17 protein-coding genes are annotated in these 18,484 nt (G+C 39.2%); 3 read left to right on the top strand and 14 right to left on the bottom strand.

Features of this window, described 5'->3' with window-relative positions; translation table 11 throughout:
* The first annotated feature begins 133 nt into the window (after nucleotides 1-133).
* The 3 genes from ACJ004_RS12985 (at nucleotide 134) to ACJ004_RS12995 (ending at nucleotide 3,191) form a co-directional block, all read left to right on the top strand.
* Nucleotides 134-994, top strand: a complete 861-nt coding sequence (locus ACJ004_RS12985; protein WP_410893442.1) for a TetR/AcrR family transcriptional regulator — start codon at nucleotides 134-136, stop codon at nucleotides 992-994.
* A 112-nt stretch (nucleotides 995-1,106) separates the two neighbouring features.
* Nucleotides 1,107-2,708 (top strand): MDR family MFS transporter, encoded by a 1,602-nt coding sequence (locus ACJ004_RS12990; RefSeq protein WP_410893444.1) that lies wholly within the window; start codon nucleotides 1,107-1,109, stop codon nucleotides 2,706-2,708.
* 147 nt (nucleotides 2,709-2,855) lie between these two features.
* Entirely contained in the window at nucleotides 2,856-3,191 is a 336-nt protein-coding gene (locus ACJ004_RS12995; RefSeq protein ID WP_410893445.1) for a hypothetical protein, read from the top strand.
* A 466-nt stretch (nucleotides 3,192-3,657) separates the two neighbouring features.
* Here ACJ004_RS12995 and brnQ read toward each other — a convergent pair whose 3' ends face one another.
* The 14 genes from brnQ to ACJ004_RS13065 all read right to left on the bottom strand — a co-directional run bounded on the left by brnQ (nucleotide 3,658) and on the right by ACJ004_RS13065 (nucleotide 18,329).
* Entirely contained in the window at nucleotides 3,658-4,971 is a 1,314-nt protein-coding gene (brnQ, locus tag ACJ004_RS13000) for a branched-chain amino acid transport system II carrier protein (RefSeq protein ID WP_410893446.1), read from the bottom strand.
* Between the two features lie 138 nt (nucleotides 4,972-5,109).
* Nucleotides 5,110-6,321: a GNAT family N-acetyltransferase gene (locus ACJ004_RS13005; RefSeq protein ID WP_410893447.1), complete on the bottom strand. Its 1,212-nt coding sequence runs from the start codon at nucleotides 6,319-6,321 to the stop codon at nucleotides 5,110-5,112.
* Between the two features lie 142 nt (nucleotides 6,322-6,463).
* Complete coding sequence (locus ACJ004_RS13010; RefSeq protein WP_410893449.1) at nucleotides 6,464-7,234, bottom strand: L,D-transpeptidase family protein; 771 nt, start codon at nucleotides 7,232-7,234, stop codon at nucleotides 6,464-6,466.
* Nucleotides 7,235-7,422: 188 nt separating this feature from the next.
* On the bottom strand, nucleotides 7,423-8,271 hold the full coding sequence (gene kynA / locus ACJ004_RS13015; RefSeq protein ID WP_410893450.1) for a tryptophan 2,3-dioxygenase: 849 nt from the start codon (nucleotides 8,269-8,271) through the stop codon (nucleotides 7,423-7,425).
* A gap of 48 nt (nucleotides 8,272-8,319) precedes the next feature.
* Entirely contained in the window at nucleotides 8,320-9,735 is a 1,416-nt protein-coding gene (locus ACJ004_RS13020; protein ID WP_410893451.1) for an amino acid permease, read from the bottom strand.
* A 24-nt stretch (nucleotides 9,736-9,759) separates the two neighbouring features.
* Nucleotides 9,760-11,031 (bottom strand): kynureninase, encoded by a 1,272-nt coding sequence (gene kynU, locus ACJ004_RS13025; protein WP_410893453.1) that lies wholly within the window; start codon nucleotides 11,029-11,031, stop codon nucleotides 9,760-9,762.
* Between the two features lie 43 nt (nucleotides 11,032-11,074).
* Complete coding sequence (locus ACJ004_RS13030) at nucleotides 11,075-11,863, bottom strand: 2-keto-4-pentenoate hydratase (RefSeq protein WP_410893455.1); 789 nt, start codon at nucleotides 11,861-11,863, stop codon at nucleotides 11,075-11,077.
* A 20-nt stretch (nucleotides 11,864-11,883) separates the two neighbouring features.
* Nucleotides 11,884-12,663 carry a 2-keto-4-pentenoate hydratase gene (locus tag ACJ004_RS13035; RefSeq protein WP_410893456.1) on the bottom strand — a complete coding sequence of 260 codons (780 nt, stop codon included), beginning with the start codon at nucleotides 12,661-12,663 and terminating at the stop codon, nucleotides 11,884-11,886.
* A 69-nt stretch (nucleotides 12,664-12,732) separates the two neighbouring features.
* Nucleotides 12,733-14,199 carry an aldehyde dehydrogenase gene (locus ACJ004_RS13040; protein WP_410893457.1) on the bottom strand — a complete coding sequence of 489 codons (1,467 nt, stop codon included), beginning with the start codon at nucleotides 14,197-14,199 and terminating at the stop codon, nucleotides 12,733-12,735.
* Nucleotides 14,192-14,665, bottom strand: coding sequence for a RidA family protein (locus tag ACJ004_RS13045; protein ID WP_410893496.1), 474 nt, complete (start codon nucleotides 14,663-14,665; stop codon nucleotides 14,192-14,194). Before ACJ004_RS13045 ends, ACJ004_RS13040 begins: the two co-directional genes overlap by 8 nt.
* 22 nt (nucleotides 14,666-14,687) lie before the next feature.
* Nucleotides 14,688-15,698: an amidohydrolase family protein gene (locus ACJ004_RS13050; protein ID WP_410893459.1), complete on the bottom strand. Its 1,011-nt coding sequence runs from the start codon at nucleotides 15,696-15,698 to the stop codon at nucleotides 14,688-14,690.
* Entirely contained in the window at nucleotides 15,683-16,222 is a 540-nt protein-coding gene (locus ACJ004_RS13055; RefSeq protein WP_410893460.1) for a 3-hydroxyanthranilate 3,4-dioxygenase, read from the bottom strand. Before ACJ004_RS13055 ends, ACJ004_RS13050 begins: the two co-directional genes overlap by 16 nt.
* Before the next feature lie 28 nt (nucleotides 16,223-16,250).
* Nucleotides 16,251-16,817, bottom strand: coding sequence for an NADPH-dependent FMN reductase (locus ACJ004_RS13060; RefSeq protein WP_410893461.1), 567 nt, complete (start codon nucleotides 16,815-16,817; stop codon nucleotides 16,251-16,253).
* Nucleotides 16,818-16,850: 33 nt separating this feature from the next.
* Nucleotides 16,851-18,329: a 4-hydroxyphenylacetate 3-hydroxylase family protein gene (locus tag ACJ004_RS13065; RefSeq protein ID WP_410893462.1), complete on the bottom strand. Its 1,479-nt coding sequence runs from the start codon at nucleotides 18,327-18,329 to the stop codon at nucleotides 16,851-16,853.
* Between the last annotated feature and the right edge of the window lie 155 nt (nucleotides 18,330-18,484).

Genomic DNA, 18,484 nt, shown 5'->3' on the forward strand with positions numbered 1-18,484 from the left:
CTAGTTGACATTTTGGTCTGATTCGAATAGGATTGACTGTGCGGTCATAACAAATTTAATCATACTGACCAGCCAGTCATAAGTCAAGGATTATATATACAACATAGGTACATTTTGTAATGGAGGGTTTATGTTGACAGAAAAGGAGAAAGTAATTATTAAATCAGGGATGAAACTTTTTGCTCAAAAAGGTTTTTCCTCGACGTCGATCCAAGAGATTGCTACTGAAAGTAATATTTCTAAAGGAGCTTTCTATTTACATTTTAAGTCAAAAGATGAATTATTACTCTCAATTTTGGAATATATATTTGAAACGATTGAATCTAGTAGGTTAGCTTTTGAAAACCAAGATTTATCCCCTCGAGAAAAATTCATCAAGCAGATCACTGCTTTTTTCAGAACTTTTATTGGTCATAAAGAATTTATGATTATGCTCTCCAAAGAACAGGCGATCCCAAGGAATGAAGATATCAAAAAACTTTTCTTCAAAAAACGTTTTGAATCTCATTTATTACACCGCAAAGGATTAATTGCTATTTATGGTCAAAAAATGGAGCCTTTTTCGATTGATTTAGCCTTGATTCTTGAAGGGTTGTTTCAAACGTATGTAGGATTATTGATGCTCGAACCAGCAGAGTTTGAGATTGAGAAACTATCCCACTATTTAATGAGAAGGTTGGATAGTATCGTAAAAGAAATTGCAAGCGAAGAACCCTTCTTAACTGAGAAAAAGATGGAGAAAATAATAAAAAACTCCAAGCAATTTTTTGAACCTGCAAATGTTCATAACATTGTCCAACAAATGAGAACTGAAATAGATCAAATGGAAAATAGCGAAGCATTAGAAATCTCATTAGAGGTCCTTGAAGAGGAAATTAACAAACAAAGTCCTAGACTTCCTGTAATAAAAGGAATGCTTTCAAATTTTAATGGAATTGCAACACTTGAAAAATATGTAAAGGAATTGGCGACGTTTTATCAATTTGAAATATAAAGGATATCTTACCAAATATCCTTTACTATAAAAACGATTGACTGACCGGACAGTTATCATGTATATTTTATACCGGTACTTAATTAATAACATCTAGATAGGAGAAATAGATATGGTGATAGAAGAGAAACGGATAAACACAAAATTAGTCATAACTGGGCTGATTATCGGTATGTTTTTTAGTGCTTTAGAACAAACCATCGTGGGAACAGCCATGCCTACGATTATTTCAGAATTAAATGGCTTTACTATTTTTGCTTGGGTTACAACAGCCTATATGATTACCTCGACAACGGTTGTCCCGATTGTCGGAAAATTATCTGACCTTTACGGAAGAAGGTTCCTCTACTTACTCGGAACGATCATCTTTATTATAGGATCTGGTTTATGTGCAACTGCCACATCGATGGAACAGTTAGTCATCTATCGCGGTCTCCAAGGAATCGGAGGCGGAATGATTATGCCCCTGTCTCAAACTATTATCGGGGACATCTTTACCGCTGAACAACGAGCGAAATGGCAAGGTATTTTTGGTGGACTCTTTGGGTTAAGTTCCGTTATCGGACCTTTCTTAGGTGGAATTATTGTCGATAGCATTAGTTGGCACTGGATTTTCCTAATTAACGTTCCGTTTGGACTACTTTCCGCGATCTTAATCTTTATGGGATTGAAGCACGAAACAGTTGAAAGTAAAGGCAAAGTGAATATTGATTATTTAGGGATTATTACCTTAATTCCTGCGATTGTTTTATTATTGCTTGGTTTAACTTTCGGCGGGGATAAATTTGAATGGGCCTCGGCCACGTCTTTCCTTATTTTTGGAGGATCCATTGTGCTGCTTATTGTTTTTGGGTTTATCGAACGAAAAGCCGTGGAGCCAATCTTGGATCTTTCTTTTTTTAAAAATCGTATTTTTGCAACGATGAATGCCTTAGGCTTTTTACTTGGGCTTGGTATGTTCGGAGCGATTATGTTCGTGCCAATGTACATGCAAGGCATTCTTGGTGTTTCACCAACTCAAGCTGGTTCAACAATGACGCCAATGATGATAGCCATGATTGCAGCCAGTATCATTGGAGGGCAATTATTACTAAAATTTAGCTTCCGCTCAGTATTAACAGCAGGTATGCTTCTTGGCGCTTTAGGATTCTTTTTAATGAGTACAATGGGCATTGATTCAAATGAATATACTGCCTATGCATATATGGTTGTTCTTGGTTTAGGGATGGGTCTAGTTATGCCAACCTTAATGATTGCCATCCAAAATGAATTTCCGAAGTCTCAGCTTGGAACCGTCACATCAGCCTCCACCTTCTTTCGATCAATTGGTGGAACAATTGGGATTACGATTTTAAATTCAATCATGAACCATACACTAAAAGGGGAAATGATGAGTGCTGCAAATGGCGCTGAAAATCCAATCGCACATCAAGCATTAAAAGCTCTTTCAGAAAAAACGGATTCATTATTTAGTTTGCTGCTTAATCCGAGTCTTTTAAAAATGCCTGAAGACATTCAAAATAGTGTTATTCATTCCATTCAAATTGCATGGTCAGATTCATTTTCTACAGTTTTCTTGACAGGTCTCATTTTTATTGGAATCGGAGTCTTGGTCGCTTTAGCTGTAGGCAAAGGTCGTATAAAAAAAGATAACGAACTTAAAGAGGACAGCGAGAAAGAAATCACCACATTCGGACAGAATGCAATTGAATAATAAAAATCGATAATTGTAGAGGGATTCTTGGAATCCCTCTTTTTGCTATGAGAAATATTCTATTTTTGCATAAGGAAGAAGAATAAAATTTTGGATTTAAGGGAAATTTACTTTTACGTTTGTAAAATCTATCTAGGGGATGCTGCAATGGCAATTTTTGTTTATCAGACATTTGAAATTAAACAGGATAAATTTAAAGAAGGTATTGAAAATTTAAAGGAAATTAAGACATTCCGGAATGAAAATTATGATCATCATGTCGAGATTTTAACTCCCGTTTCCGGAGAAGATCATACATATTCCCTTCTAACCAAATATGAAGGCTTAGCTGAAATGGAATTACAAAACAAAAAAATGTTTGAGGATGAAGAATACCTAACATTGATCGGAGACTTTTTCCTTCAAAATATTGTTCAAGGCAGTATGTATACGCAAATCTATCGTGCTCTAAGTGAGAAGAAAACGGACAAAAAACAATCATAAATATTAGTAAAGGGGCCCAGTTAAGATACTAAACAAGAAAATGATATAAGAATAGATGTGTGAATGGTCACACGTCTTTTTCTAATTGTAATTTTTTAGGTATTTGCGCGTAAATTCAATTTGATGGTTAAAACCCCTATTGACTACCGTATCCTTTCCTTTTTCTCACTATCGGTAGTCAATAACCCCTATTGACTACCGTACCCTTTCTTTTTTCTCACTATCGGTAGTCAATAACCCCGATTGACTACCGTATCCTTTCCTTTTTCTCACTATCGGTAGTCAATAACCCCTATTGACTACCGTACCCTTTCTTTTTTCTCACTATCGGTAGTCAATAACCCCTATTGACTACCGTACCCTTTCTTTTTTCTCACTATCGGTAGTCAATAACCCCTATTGACTACCGTATCCTTTCTTTTTTCTCACTTCCGGTCGTTAATAACTTGGAACCTATTTTTCCCACTCAAACATCAGCAGTTTTCTCACTAAACATTCCAAGCAGATAGCCCACTATTAAACCAAGTAGAGCCGGGATGATCCATCCAATACCTTCCGTATAAAAGGGTAGAATTTCAAGTGCCCCACTCCATTGATTGGAGAGGAATGTTTTACTAATCGTATCTATAATACTAAAAAGAGCAACAAAGATGACTACAGTGATATAAATCGGCCGGGATTTCGAAAGAAAATTATCGACGAGGCCTAATAAGATCATCACAATCGCAATTGGATAGATCATGCCAAGGATTGGCACGGAGATTTGTAAGATTTGTGTTAATCCTAAATTAGCAATAGCCGTACTAAGAACTGCTAAGATCATTACCCATGTTTTATAATTAATTTTTGGAATGGCATTTGCGAAAAATTGACTGCAGGAAGTAACCAGACCAATCGATACACAAAAACAAGCAATTGTAAAAACTAATCCTAAAATAAAGGTCCCACTTTGACCAAACAAGTGAGTCATTACATTAGATAATATTTGTGCCCCATTCTCCGCTTGTCCTAAGGAGGAGCTTGCTGCTCCTAAATACCCGAGGATAAGGTAAATCACAGTTAATAGCAATCCTGCACCTAATCCGGCATACATCATATATACTGATCTTTTTTTGTGATCCAGTACCCCTTGTGATTTAAGTGTATTGGAAATGACAATCCCAAATGCTAAAGCCGCCAGCGCATCCATTGTTAAGTACCCATCTAAAAACCCTTGAAAGACAGGAGTTGAAACATAGTTTTCCTTTGCTGCTTCGAAGGAACCGATTGGGTCTATTAAGCTTTTCACAAAAATAATTGCTATTAGGGCCAATAGGATTGGCGTCAATAACTTCCCAAAAAGGTCGATTAGCTTTGAAGGATACATACATAACCAAGCTACTAATCCAAAAAAGACAATACTATAAACAAGCAATGACAGCGGACTACTGACCAAATTTTCTGGCAAAAAAGGAGCTAATCCCATTTCATATGCAAGACTTCCGGCACGGGGAATCGCCAGTCCAGGTCCGATCGCGATATAGATGAGAAATGGAAAGAGACTAGCAAAATAAGGATGGACCCGTTGGTTCAGCTCGTTAAAGCTGCCAGCCTTAGCCACCGCAATCACTCCTAAAATCGGCAGGCCAACGGCTGAAAGAATAAAACCTGCAAGAGCGGTCCAAAGATGATTCCCTGCGGCTTGCCCCAAAAATGGCGGAAATATCAGGTTTCCAGCACCGAAAAACATTGAAAATAACATAAAACTAATAAAGACAATCTGTTTTGCTGAAAAATTCATTAAAAATCTCCTTTTTATATTAAAATAGTATTCCATAATAATAAACCAGAATTACCCCATAATGGAATATTTATTTTAAACATTCAGTAATTAAATAATAAAAATTCCTCTTCCGAATTTCGAAAGAGGAAAAAAACGTCAAAAATAATCGGAGAAATAGGGTGTTTCCCGTTCAATTAAATTTTCTAATATTTCCACGGTTTGTTCATTACAGGAAAGCCGACCAATCGCCGCCAAATAGGACGGTCGTTTGTACCCCAGTAACATTGTTGTCAGTGTCTGGATAGTAATAGATATTTCTGGCTCCCCCTTACTAGGCAAAAACTTCCCTTCACCTACTGCAGATACTTGTAGTGTAAAGACCCCTTGATTCCACTCTAGGATTGGATCCTCAACCTTAAAGGTCATGTGAACTTCAGTGCCTGGTGCTCTGAATGGGAATTGGTCGATAAACTGTGTGACATCCACAATTCTTGCCATGAAATAAGGAGCAATGGTTTCTTTAATATCTCCGTCTTCTAACCAGAAGGACAAGGGATCATTTGTAAATATATTACCAACAACTTTAGTAACCATGGAGAAATGGGCACTAATAAAATTCCAAAGGCCATTTCGTGCCTCTTCATTCATATAGATCATTTCTTTGATGTGCAGTACATCTTGAGAAATCCAATATAATAGATACCCTTGGGGCTGATGGGACCCATCATAATATACTGCAGCGGTTAATTCATCTAAATCCCAACGCCAGAATTCATCCCAAGCTAGATTATTTCGAATCATCGCAACATGCCGTCTTCTAGAAAAAAGGTGATAAACAGTTTTAATATCTGGATGCTCTGTATTTAACCGATCAACATATCCTGAAACTTTCTTTACTTTTGGCAATTGATAGTCTTTGATTTCAAAGGTCATCTTATCCGAAATAATCTCCCAGCCCCTTTTTCGATAAAAAGGCAATGAATAAGGATATAAATATGAAATCGATTGTTTTCTATCCTTCATATCGGAAAGTGCTTGCCAAATCAACTTGTTCATCAATCCAAGATTAGCGTATTCTGGATAGGTGCCAACACCTGTCAATCCGCCCATCTCAAGGGTCCGTCCGAAAATATTTACTTGAAAAGGATAAACAGCTATTTGTGAGATAAGTTTTTCACCATCAAACCAGCCCAATACATCTGCCTGCTCCAAAACTGGCAGTTTTGCTAATGCGATTTCACGTTCCTCCCAGCCCACCGTTTGTAAGTCTTTTTTTGTCACCTGAAACACGTATCGTAATAACTCATTGAACTGCCGCCAATGTTTTGGTTCCACCTTCTCCATTTTGAGCCTGTCTAGTCGACTCATACAATTACCTCCAACAAATTTACAATCTATTTCTATATTCATGTATTTTGTGTAAATTTATGTAAACATATTAAAAAAAACAGATTCCAATCATAAAAAAGTTGCTCATCTATTTGAGCAACTTCAATGTCACTGTATTCTACTACTTAATTCCGAGCGCTTTTTTGGTTGCTGGACCAACAATCCCATCCGCTGTTAGTTTACGGGCTTTCTGAAATTTGCGGACTGCACTATCGGTGTTTACTCCAAAGACACCATCTACACCTTTTGTACTATAACCGAGGGAAGTCAACTTACGCTGAAGATCTTGGACGGCTGGACCCCGACTGCCTTTTTTAAGGATATCTCCAGTAGTACTAACCGGATCAGATGGTGCACTTGACCCGCCTTTTACCTTATACCCATTGGCCGCTGCAATCGCATTGAAAGACTTCCCTGATGATGTGATGATGACTGGGGTACCGGTTGGAACTTGATTATACAGCCATTCTACCTCATTATCATACATCCGAATACAGCCGCTGCTTACATACCCGCCAATGGAGCTAGGGTTGTTGTTTCCATGGATGGCATAGGTCGTTCCCCATGTTCCACGAGCATTTAAACCCAGCCAGCGGTTACCAAGTGGATTACGAGGGTCTCCACCAGGAATATGCCCCTTATAGTAAGGTCTGTATTTAATCTTAACAACAATCTTGAACTTGCCTTCTGGTGTATACGATTTCTGCCTCCCTGTGCCCACTTTAAATTGTTTTTTAAACACACCATTTTCAAAGTAAGCAAGTCGGTTGGTGGTCTTGTTAATAATAATTAACTTTCCACTAGAGGCTGCTGAACCTGTCGGGACACCAACAAAAAAACTAGTCAACATAAAAAAGGCAAAAACAAAAAGAATTAACCACCTTCTGGGCAATTGAACCCCTCCTATACGACATTAATAATCATCCGTGTATCCTATGTCGGAAGGGATTGTCCACATTACAATTTTATTAAAATTATTACAATTTGGGCTAAGAATGACCCCTTTATTTTAAAACCACAAAAAAACCGCATACCTCATTAAAATCAAGGTTTGCGGTCTTTTCTATCATTACAATCTATTTATAACTTTGTACGTAAACTCCACAGTTCAGGGAAAAATTGTTGGTCCAGTACTCTTTTTAAATAAGTCACACCAGACGACCCACCTGTCCCCTGCTTATGACCAATGATCCGTTCTACGGTACTCATATGGTTAAAGCGCCATAATTGCTGTTGATTGCCGATATCAACTAACTTCTCTGCCAACTCGTATAAGTCCCAGTATTGATCCACATTTCGATAAACGGTTAGCCAGGCTTCCTCGACACTTGCATTCGGCTCATAATTTTTGGATAGATCACGATGGCGAACTTCATGATCGACAGGTAATCCACGCGCAACAAGAGCTTGTATTGCAGCATCATAAATACTTGGTTGATGAAGAGCCGCTTGCATTTTTTCGTACAGCTCTGTTTGATGTTGATAGACTGCTAGTGTATGGGCATTTTTATTTCCTAAGGCAAATTCAATCAAACGATTCTGATATGACTGGAACCCGGACGATTGCCCTAATTTATCCCTAAACTCTAAGTATTCGGAAGGTGTCAACGTCGAAAGAACACTCCAAGACTGAATCAATTGCTGCTGTATTCTTGAAACACGCGACAGAATTTTGAATGATGGCTCCAAATCATTATTTTGTATACACCCAATTGCCGCTGACAATTCATGAATGATTAATTTCATCCATAATTCACTTGTTTGATGGATAACGATAAATAACATTTCATCATGGTGATCGGATACCCGATGCTGACTAGATAAAATTTTATCAAGTTGAAGATAGTCTCCATAAGACATCGATTTTTGAAAATCGGTTTGGATCGTTTTCTCTAGACCATTATTCGCGTTTTTTTCTTGTGAGTTCATAATATCCTCCCGCTGAATCCTATTTTAGTCTAAACTTACTTTACCCTTCTAATTGATCTTTTTGTTAAGAATAGCATCTGACTCATTCTTTTCAGGAATGTTTTTTCTTTTATTAAAAATATAATAAGCAGCAGTTAAAAATAGTAACCATGGTACACCGAATTGAAGCATAATTTTAAAACCTGTAAACCAGGTGGTGACCATTAAACTGAGCAGAAGTACTGCTCCTAATACCGTCAAATAAGGAAATCCGGGCATTTTAACTGGCAATTTCCGACCGCCTGATTTCTCCCACTTTTTTCTGAAAAACAAATGGGAAACAAACACCATAAACCAGGTGAAAATGGCGCCGAACATAGAAATACCCATCATAAAAGCATAGGACGAATCAGGTAACAATGCATTTACAGCTGCAGCAAGAAAGATCCCTAAAGTAGATATCGCAAGAGCACTTAACGGTACACCTTTTTTGCTTAATTTACCTAAAAAGGCAGGAGCATAGTTTCCTCGTGAAAGTGAAAACATCATTCGTGTCGATGCATATAGCTGACTGTTCATTGCCGATAGTGCGGCTGTTAAAATAATAAAATTCATAATACCGGATGCGCCAGGAATATTTAAGAGTTCCATCACTTTTACGAAAGGACTTTCCTCCACTCCAGCAGATTTCCACGGAACAATCATTAACATGATACCAATAGTAATAATATAAAATGTCGATAACCGGAAGACGGTTGCTTTCAAAGCTTTTGGTACTGCAACATCTGGATCTTTCGCTTCTCCAGCAGTAACGGCGATTAATTCCGTCCCTAAAAAGCTAAATAGTGAAATAAAGATAGCGACCCACATACCCCACATGCCGAACGGTAAGAAACCACCTTCATTAACGATGTTCTCAGGTCCCATTTCCGGCTTAGCCGACCCTCCAATGAAAACATATGCTCCAAGAAGAATAAATCCAACGATGGCACTAATTTTGATCATCGAAAACCAATACTCAAAGGTTGCAAATGTATTGACACTTGTTGCATTTACATAAATAAGGACAGCGGCGAACAATAAAATCCAGACAAACCCTGGCACATCTGAAAACCAATACTTCATATATACCGCAATCGCACTTACTTCTACCCCTACTGCTAGAACGTTGGCAATCCAATAGGAATAGCGTACCAGATAACCTGCGAACGGGCTTATATATTTCTCAGATATCGTTCCAAACGACCCTGAGGTTGGATGGGCCACCGTCATTTCTGATAAACATCCCATTAATAGTAAAACAATGAAGGCACCTATCGCATAACTGATTAATACGCTTGGGCCAGCTGTACTGATTGCAAGTCCGCTTCCCAGGAAAAGTCCTGTTCCGATTGCACACCCCATCGCAATCATGGTCAGTTGATTGGTCTTTAACTCACGTTTTAACCCTGATCCATTTCCATTTTTCAAATGATTGTCCGCCATATAATTCCACCTCGTTTGATTAGATTAAGCAACGACTTCACGTTCATTTTTAAACTTTTCATATTGCTTTTCTGTCATAATCTTCTTTAGAATTTGGACAACTTCCCAAACTTCTGTGTACGAGGTATAGAGCGCAACAGGAGCAAGACGAATGATGTTTGGAGCTCGGAAATCCGGAATGATCCCATTTTCTTTCAACGCTTTACAAATTCGTGCAGCTTCTTTATGCTCTAAACTTACATGACCCCCACGACGGAAATCTTCAACAGGGTTTCCAATCATAAATCCCATATTTGCTACCTCTTGTTCCAATAGGTCCATTAAAAATTGATTAATCTTTAATGATTTTACACGAATATTTTCAATTCCTGCGTCTGTAAAAATTTCCAGCGCGCCAAGTAATGGGGCTAGACTCAGTACATGTGGTGTCCCGATTTGATAGGCTCCAGCGGAATCAGCTGGTGTTAAAGCGTGTTCCATATCGAATTGTTTCTCTTTTTTCGAACCGAACCAGCCAGCCAGGCCAGGGGCTGTACCAAAATGTTTAGAATTGACAAATAATCCGCCAACACTTCCCGGTCCACCATTTAAATGTTTATAATTGCACCAATACGCAAAATCAACGCCCCATTCACTAAACGAATGTGGAATCGCTCCAATCGAATGACATCCATCAAAACCAATGAGGATTCCTCGTTGGTTCGCTTCTGCTGTTAAGCGTTTCATATCTAATATTTGCCCACTACGATAGAGGACGGTTGGTAAAATGATGAGGGCAATTTCATCGGTCATCGCGTTAATAATATCTTCTTCTTCTAAAAAACGCCCATCCCGGCTTTTTACACGAACTAGATGTGTCTCTGGATCAAATCCGTGAATGCGAAGCTGACTTTGCAGTGCATAAATATCTGATGGAAAAGTTAATTCATCCGCTAAAATTTTTGTCCGTGTCCCTTCTGGCTTATAAAAAGTAGCCACTAACTGATGCAAATTGACCGTTGTGGAACCCGTTACAATGACTTCATTTGCTTGAGCACCTACTAATGGAGCCAACATCTCACCCAATTTTTCTGATAAAAAAAACCATGGGTGCCTCCCGGTTGTCCAGCCGTCAATTCCATGCTCTTTCCAATCATTTAAGGACTCCAAGAGCGTCCGCTCTGCTCTTTTCGAAAGAAGCCCCAATGAATTCCCGTCCATATAAATAGAATTCGGCTTTAAGTAAAATTCATCGCGAAATCGATGAAGGCTATCTTTTTTGTCCATTAATTGTGCATCCTCTAAAGTTAAAAGCATATGGATCCTCCAATCTCCCTGTAATTTTTATTATGTATTTGGGTTATTTGCTAGAGAAAGAAACACTGCCCAGCTCTGCAAAATGTGCCGAAATGGTATCACCAGCTTGAAAACTAATCGCTTCTGTGATGGCACCGCTAAGAATAATCTCACCTTTCTTTAAGCCCCGTCCTGTTTCTCCAAGCTTGTTAACAGCCCAAGCAACGGCTGCAGCCGGATCTCCTAATACAGCAGCACTGGTCCCAGTTGTTGCAACCTCTGAATTCTTAGACAGGTAGACACCAATTTCTTTCAGGTTTATCTTTTCCGCCGATACCCATTTGTTACCGACAATAAATTTGGAGGAAGAACAATTATCCGCCACTACATCTACGAGAGTGAACTTGAAATCTAAATACCGGCTGTCAATGATTTCAATCGCTGGAGCAATATATTTCGTCACCTTTAAAATATCTTCTGTGGTAACACTAGTTCCTTGAATATCTTCATTAATCAAGAAAGCAATTTCTGGCTCTGCCTTCGGATGAATGAAATGACTATGTTGAACTGGTTCCCATTCAGGTGCCAGCATGTCATCCATTAAATACCCGTAAATCGCTTCATGGACACCCATCATCTCTTGCTTTGCCTTACTGGTTAAACCGAGTTTCACCCCAATTCGGCGCAGTCCCTCTTGCTCCTTTCTCTCGATTAACTTTTGTTGGATCTCATAGGCTTGAACAAAGGTGAGATCTGGAAGACGTGTGGTAATTTTTTCGACCTCCCGTTTTTCCTTTTCAGCTGTTAAAAGGTACGTAACAATTTCTTGGTCTGTTCCTTGCATCAGTTGCATATTTAAACCTCCCTCTTTTTTTACTCGAATGTGACTGAAACCTTACCTAATTGGCCGAAATGTGCGGAAATCGTATCGCCAGCTTTAACTGCAACAGCACTGGAAAGTGACCCAGGAAGGATTAACTCCCCAGCTTTAAGCATCATCCCAAATTCAGATAATTTATTGGCTAACCACGCCACTGCTTGTGCTGGATGTCCGAGGGCTGCTGTTCCTGCTCCGGTAGCCACTGGCACCTCGTTTTGATATAGAACCATACCCTGAGTTCGCAAATCTAAGCCCGCAATGGTGCTGAGTTTTTTCCCGACGACAACTCTTGCAGAGGAGCCATTATCAGCCACGGTATCAACCAATTTGATATTCCAATCAGAAATACGACTGTCAATAATTTCAATCGTTGGGACGACATATTTCGTTGCCATTAACACATCAAGATAGTTCACATTGGGTCCAACTAAGTCTTGTTCCAATATAAAGCCGATTTCTGCCTCAACCCTGGGATTGATGAATTCAGCAACTTTCACCGTTGCTTGATCGTCAATCTTCATATCTGTTAACAAGTGACCATAATCAGGCTCATCCACTCCAAGCATTTGCTGCATTGCTTTGCTTGTTAAGCCTACTTTTTTCCCAATCACTGCATGTCCTTCTTTTAGCTTTTTCCTGATTACTTCAAGTTGAATTTGGTAAGCATCACTCACAGTCAATCCAGAATAACGTGCGGTCAACGGTTCAACGGGGGATTGATGACTTTCTGCTTTGATTAATTCTTCCACAATTCGTTCTACTGCTGCATCCATATTTCCTACACCTGCCCTTTACAATATGAATAGATAAAAAGTGGCCAAGTAGCCACCTTATCTATTATTTTATAATTTCATTGTGATCGTCTTGGCTTCTGTGTAAAATTCAAAACTATGACGTCCACCTTCCCGGCCAATACCGCTTGCTTTTGAACCACCAAAAGGAGTTCTTAAATCACGATAATACCAACAATTGATCCAGAATAGGCCTGAATCGATTTGAGATGCTACACGATGAGCACGTCTTAAATCATTCGACCAAACAACTCCAGCCAAACCATAAATCGAATCGTTGGCGATTTGAATAGCTTCCTCTTCCGTTTTAAATGGAATGACAACTAAAACCGGTCCAAAGATTTCTTCTTGTGCGACTCTCATTTTGTTATTTACATCATAAAGGACGGTCGGTTCGTAAAAGTTTCCTTGTGACAATCCTGCCACACGTTTACCACCCGCAGCAAGTTTCGCCCCTTCAGAAATTCCAATTTGCACATAGTTGTCAACCGTTTCTAGATGACCTTTGGATATAAGCGCCCCCATATCCGTAGTTTCATCCAATGGGTCTCCCACTTTGATGTTCTTTGTAGCATTAACAAATTTTTCGAGGAATTTATCATAAACTGATTCTTGCACCAATAATCGTGAGCCAGCTAAACAGATTTCCCCTTGATTTCTAAAAATCGCTTCAATTGAGCCCGCGACAGCTTCATCTAAGTCGGCATCCTCAAATACGATATTGGCGGATTTACCACCTAATTCTAATGATACCGGAATTAACTGGGATGCTGCATTTCTCATAACTGTTTTACCTGTGGAACTCTCCCCGACAAAAGAAATCCTGCGAACGTATGGATGAGTGGTCATTGCCGTTCCTACTGTTCCACCCGGACCTGTTAGTATATTCAACACGCCTGGCGGTAATCCTGCTTCGTTGGCAATTTCACCTAACAGGACCGCACTTAGTGGTGTATAGGAAGCAGGCTTAACGATCACGGTATTACCAGCAGCTAACGCAGCAGAAGCTTTCCATGTCATTTGCATGAATGGTAAATTCCAAGGAATGATCAAACTTGTGACACCTGCTGGTGCATATTTGGTATAGCTCATATGCTTGGATTGTTCGTAATGCTCGTGATTAATGTATTTTGCCATTTCTGCAAAGAATCTTAAGTTTGATGCTGCACGCGGGATATCAAAATCTCTGCTTTCTCTAATGGGCTTACCCACATCTAATGTTTCAATTAGCGCTAACTCCTCGACTCGTTCCATGACAAGATCTGCCATTCTGCACAGGATCTTTGCTCTTTCTTCTACTGGAATTTTACTCCAAATACCACTATCATAGGTACGCTTTGCGACCTGAATCGCTCTTTCTACATCTTTCTCACTTGCACTAGCGACAGCAGCTAATTTTTGATTTGTTGCTGGATTAAGAGTGTCAAAGGTTTCACCTGAAATAGCGCTTACATATTCTCCATTAATAAACAGCTTGGCATCGTTAATTTGAAGTTGTTTTTCTAGGACATTACTCATTAATATCACCATCCTCAACTTCTACAATCATTTCAACCTCAACAGCATTATTGTGGGGCAGCTGTGACATACCTACTGCTGATCTCGCATGCCTTCCCTTTTCACCAAACACTTCCACCAATAAATCAGAGGAACCATTCATGACTTTAGGTTGGTCTTTAAAATCAGGAGAGCTGTTGACCATACCAAGTATTTTGACAATCCGTTTCACTTTGTTGAGGTCACCGAGTTCATTTTTGACTACTGCTAATAGATTAAGCATGCATTCCCTTGCTGCCTGATAGCCTACTTCTACGGATACATCCTCACCAAGCTTCCCACGGTATTCATCTGTACCCTGTCCTGATGTGAAAAGTAGATTCCCAGTCCGAACACAGCTAACGTAATTACCAGATGCAGGGCGGAGGGGCGGCAACTGCAATCCAAGTTCCTTTAATCTCTCTTCTGGAGTTATCACCTTGTCTATCATTTTCTCATCTCTTTTCCGATTAAATTAGTAGATTTACAGGGATATTTAAAAATCTAAGTGCATTTTCTCCTAGCATGGCTCGTTTATCATCTTCTGATAATGTTAATGTGTCATCAATAATCTTCCCTGGTGGAGTTTCGCGCAGTAAGAATGGGTAATCCGACCCCATGATGACTTGTTCAGCACCAAATTTTTCGACTAAGAATTTAATATTTACAGGGTTATTTACGATCGAATCATAGAAAAATTTCTTTGCATAGAAACTTGGTGGATTCTCGGTTAGCCTTAATTGTGGCCATACATTCCAACCATGATCAAGCCTTGGTAAAATATAAGGAAGGGACCCGCCACCATGAGAAAAACAAATTTTAAGTCCTGGAAATTTCTCGATGACACCGCCTAGAATTAAACTTGCTACAGCTAAAGCCGTTTCACTTGGCATCCCCACCGTGTACATTAAGTTATGGGAAGTAAATCGATCACTGCCTAACGTTTCCCATGGATGAACAAAGATCGGTACATTCCACTTCGCGCACATCGCAAAGAATTCAGTTAACGAATTATCGTCTAAATTCCTACCATTAATGTTTGTGCCAATCTCGATCCCCTTTAAACCGAGCACATGGATACATCGATCGAGCTCACGAATCGCAGCCTCAACATTTTGAAGCGGCACTGTCCCTAACCCAATAAATTTTGTCGGATGCTGAGCAACTGTTTCTGCGATGAAATCATTTTGAAATCTAGCCATAGCTACCGCTTCTTCTGTCGGTGCCCAATAGGAAAACGTTACAGGAATTGGCGATAAAACTTGTATGTCTACATTTTCTTTTTCCATATCGTGAATCCGTTTTTCTGGACTCCAAACCTGGTCTGTCACTTCTCGAAAAACCTTCCCAGCTACCATAATATTAGCACCACAAGAGCAGGTTGGCTGGAGAACCGGCCACTTGTCATTTTGGTACTTTTTCGCAAAATCAGGGAAATTCTCTGGGATGATATGAGTATGAAAATCTACTCGCATTTCCATTCACTCGCTTCTTCTGGCATAATATGTCCACAGTTCTTACAAGACCGGAGCTCTAAATTACTGTTAAATCCGTTAATCGCCTCTTTTACCTGCACTTCAATATTCGTCAATTGGACGGTAACGCGGTGCATTTCATGATCACATTCATCACAGAACCAAACAAAATCCTCTAATTCACCATCTGCTCTATCACGTTCAATTACGATTCCGATTGTATCAGCGACCCGATGTGGAGAGTGGGGTACATTTGGAGGGAGATGAAATACTTCTCCTTCTTTCACCGTAATTACTTCTCTTTTACCCTCAGCATTAATAATCTCAACGTAACAATCACCTTTTAATTGATAAAAAATCTCTTCTGATGGGTCAACATGAAAATCACGCCGTTTGTTTGGACCACCGAGGACCATGAACAGTAGTTCGGAATCCTTCCAAACTACTTTATTATTTACTGGCGGCTTTAGTAGATCCTTGTTTTCTTCGATAAATCCCCAAAGGTTAATTGGTTTTAAAGAGTTTGTCATATCCATCTTCTCCTCTCAACTTTTAAGCTTATCCATTTACTGTTGCAAATTTTTCCTCCGATGATTTTAAGGCTTCCTGCATGAAAACCACTTCTTTGGCTAAGGCAGTTATTCTAGTAAGAACCTCAGCATCGATAATTTCATTTTCTTTGCTAAAATGATCGTTATTAACATAGACATAACCAGGGGCGACAAAGGCTCGGAAAAATCCGGCGATTGGCTTCAATTGATTTTCGATCACCAGGTAATGCTGGTATGTTCCACCAGTAGCAACAAAACCGATTACTTTGTTGCGAATATCCTTTGGATTGATTAAATCAAACAAATTTTTGAGTGGGCCTGATAAAGAACCCTGGAATATCGGTGTTCCGATAATATAGAAGTCAGCAGAATTAACAATATCAAGAACTTTTTTCGTGTCACCTGTATAGCTTGAAGGATTACGGCCATCACAAAACTGAACATCATAATCTCTTAAATCCAATAGTTCTACTTCAACGTTGGGATGATGTTTCTTTACTTCTTCCAATACCTTTGAAACAACGATACTAGTCTTTGCTCCAATAATTGTGCCTGAAATTCCTAATAACTTCATAGAGTGAACATCCTTTCTATTACGGATAAATGTTTATATGCTTGTAACCTCATTTTTCAGAGTAAATATTTTCATGGCTTCGTCGGCTAGCTCAAAAGAATTTTTCCTTTTGTGGTTGTTATAGAAAATCGCTCTTTTACGGATTGGATCTCCAGTATAATAGCGTTCATATTGAAGAACTCTCTGTCCAAATGCCTCACCACATAAATCCCATGCTAGCTTAAAGAGATGGACGCGCTCTTGTGCTGAAACTCCCTCTCTTCCCACATAATACTTCTCTAAATCCTCTCTCAATTCCGGATTCTCGAAATCGGCTTCTGTCGGAGACATTAGGAGTCCACCTGCACCAATGATTTGGATTACCTCAATTGCCCGAGGGTACATCTTTGGCAGCAAGCCTCTAATGGTTTCAAGTGGCGCATAGGCTGGCATCACTTCGCCTGTAGCAGTTACTTCATGTTCATATTCAGAAATTCGGAGCAATGCTCGAATCGATTCTACTGATTGGATTAATTCTCCTAAATCATTTTGTACATTTAGGTATCCATCCACACCGATGGAGTCGGCGATTTTACACGCGACTTCGGTTGCAAATTGTAATTTGATTAACCCTCTCACACCAGACTGGTGGGCTGGCTGCTGAGCGATTCCTGTTTTCGGATAGAGTAAATTGGCTGCTTCGACATTGTTATAAAGGAATACACGATCCCAAGGTACTAAAACATCATTGAAGACTAGAACCGCATCCATTTCTTCAAATCTTGATGCTAATGGATGATCATAAACAGAACGTTGTCCATCCTGCATGGCTTCACGACAGATAATACGTAGACCCGGCGTATCAAGTGGAAGGGCAAATGCAAGGGCATAGCGCTCATCACCAGGCTTAAAACCAGGAAAAGAATATACTATTACTTCGTCAGTGATTGGTGCAAGAGTAGCTAGCATTTTCGCTCCTCTTACAATTAAACCATCAGGTGTTTCTTTTACAGTACCAAGATGGGTAAACATGTCTTGTTGTTCGTGTGATGATTTGCTGCGGTCATTTTGCGGATTGATGATGGCATGAGTTAAAAATAAGTCATTATCGCGGATATGCTTAAAATATGAACGAATGTTTTTTCCCCATTCTGGATTGTATTTGTCCAAGAACTCGGAATTGCTCGCCATTGAAGTTACCACGACATTCAAGAAATCAGGAGTTCTGCCCATTAAACCAAATGTCGCTTTAGCGAACTCTTCAAACGTTCTTCTCCGTGCTTGTAGATCCTGATAGCTTTTCGGAACCAAGAATGCATTCGATATTCTTTCTCCCGTTTCTTTACAAATATAGGTAATGTCCTCTTGAAACTTGGAGTCATGCTGCAGATCATATAGCTTGGCAATTTGAAGAATTGGCTGATGAAAAACTGGCTCTTCAAAGATATTTTTTACTTTTTTACCTGATAACCAAACTTCTGGATTTCGGGATTTTAACGCCTCGATATACTGTGCTCCTGTACGAATTCCCATAAAACATCCCCCTTTTCATTCATATTTTCATTATAAATTTGAATTTTTTGTGTCATTGTAGTCTGATTAACATTTTTTCTAAAAAGTTGCATTTTTCAATCTATTTTTATTTGATAATGATCAATATTTGATTTTACATCTGGAATCTTTTACAC

Source organism: Neobacillus sp. 204, assembly GCF_046562815.1.
Lineage (GTDB): Bacteria > Bacillota > Bacilli > Bacillales > Cytobacillaceae > Neobacillus.